Below are 1,295 nucleotides of genomic sequence, written 5' to 3'. Positions count from 1 at the left end.
CGGCGCTCCGGATGATCTCCAGTTCGTCGGAGATCATCCGGCTGATCAGCTCGGAGTCGAACGTGTTCATCACCACTCCGCCGCCCGTCAGGCTTTCGATTCCGGCCTTCACCGCCGAAAACAAAGAGAGTGCGGTCAGACTCTCCGCCGGCGTATCGTGCAGCGAATCCACCACAAGCTCAATTTGTTCATGCTGAGCAAATTCAACCGAGTCGAAGGTCTTCACCTTCAGCGGTTCGGACATCGCGGAGGCGTTGCCGCCGACCGTGACCGCATCCACCCGGTACTCATAAAAACGGCCGGGAAGCACACCCGCATCCGAAAACCTCTCCCCGACGGGCCGCGAAATCTCCACCCCGTCCCGGTAAACCCGGTAATTCGCGATCCGCGTCCCATCCGCAGGATATTTCCAGCTGATCGTAATTTTATGATAGGTGGCGCGTTCCAGTTTCAATTCCTGCGGCGCTCGGACATCCGCAGCAAACACTCCGACCGCCAGAAGGACTGCGGCAAAACATAAATTACGCCTGAACATCACTCTTCCTTTCCGGGAAAGCTGTTTTATATGATTTTCGAAAATGCAAACAGGAAACAGGAAATCAGCAGCCGCCGCACGTGGAAATCCGCAGCAGCTGCTTTCCGCCCTTCCGGCGCATCAGCAGCTGAAAAGCAAACAGAGACGCCGGAATCATCGAAACATTGCCGACATACTTGGAGTATTTAAGGAAAGCCAGCGGCTCCTGCCCCAGCCAGCGGGCCGCAAGGGGAAGCAAAGCGCCGGAAAGCAGTGCGATTCCGAAGGAAAAAAGCAGAAAACGCCAGTAGTAATGAAACCAGGCGCGCAGTTTGGCACGGAACACCGGCCGTCCGGCCGCCGTCGACACCATCACTGCCGATCTCCTGAAATGCCGGTTCAGGATATACACGAAAACGCACAGCGAAGCTGCCGCATTCGCCGTCGACGAATAAATCAGAGTCAAAGTGAAAAGCAGCCGGGAATCATACAGGATTCCGGACAGAAAATTCAGGATGCACCCGCCCCCCAGCAGCAGCAGCGCCCACACGATCGCATACCGCCAGAAAAACCGCCACCAGACCCCCAGCAGCTCCCATGACCCGACACCTTCGCCCGGAACCGAAACCTTCGACGGTTCATCCATCATTATTAAGACATTCCTGAATCAATAATTGAGATCAATATTATTGATTATAACATTTAACACATAATTTCAGGAATGCAAATCCAATATCGAATATTTTGCGATTTTTTAAGAAAATACTGCAAATACAAAAAA

General features: G+C 53.2%; 2 protein-coding genes. Both read right to left on the bottom strand.

What is annotated here, in order from left to right:
* Positions 1-535: fibronectin type III domain-containing protein (locus FYJ85_RS22860; protein ID WP_206213433.1), on the bottom strand; the 535-nt coding region annotated here is incomplete at its 3' end.
* A gap of 64 nt (positions 536-599) precedes the next feature.
* Positions 600-1,163, bottom strand: coding sequence for a hypothetical protein (locus FYJ85_RS22855; protein ID WP_106051193.1), 564 nt, complete (start codon positions 1,161-1,163; stop codon positions 600-602).
* Positions 1,164-1,295 lie beyond the last annotated feature (132 nt).

Origin of the sequence: Victivallis lenta, assembly GCF_009695545.1 — a bacterium.
In the GTDB taxonomy this organism is placed as follows: domain Bacteria; phylum Verrucomicrobiota; class Lentisphaeria; order Victivallales; family Victivallaceae; genus Victivallis; species Victivallis lenta.
Note: the sequence above shows the minus strand (reverse complement) of the source record. Positions and strands in the feature narration are given on the sequence as shown.

Coding starts and splice junctions, on each gene's coding strand:
- FYJ85_RS22855 (WP_106051193.1), bottom strand. CDS start 1,163: ATGATGGATGAACCGTCGAAGGTTTCGGTTCCGGGCGAAGGTGTCGGG.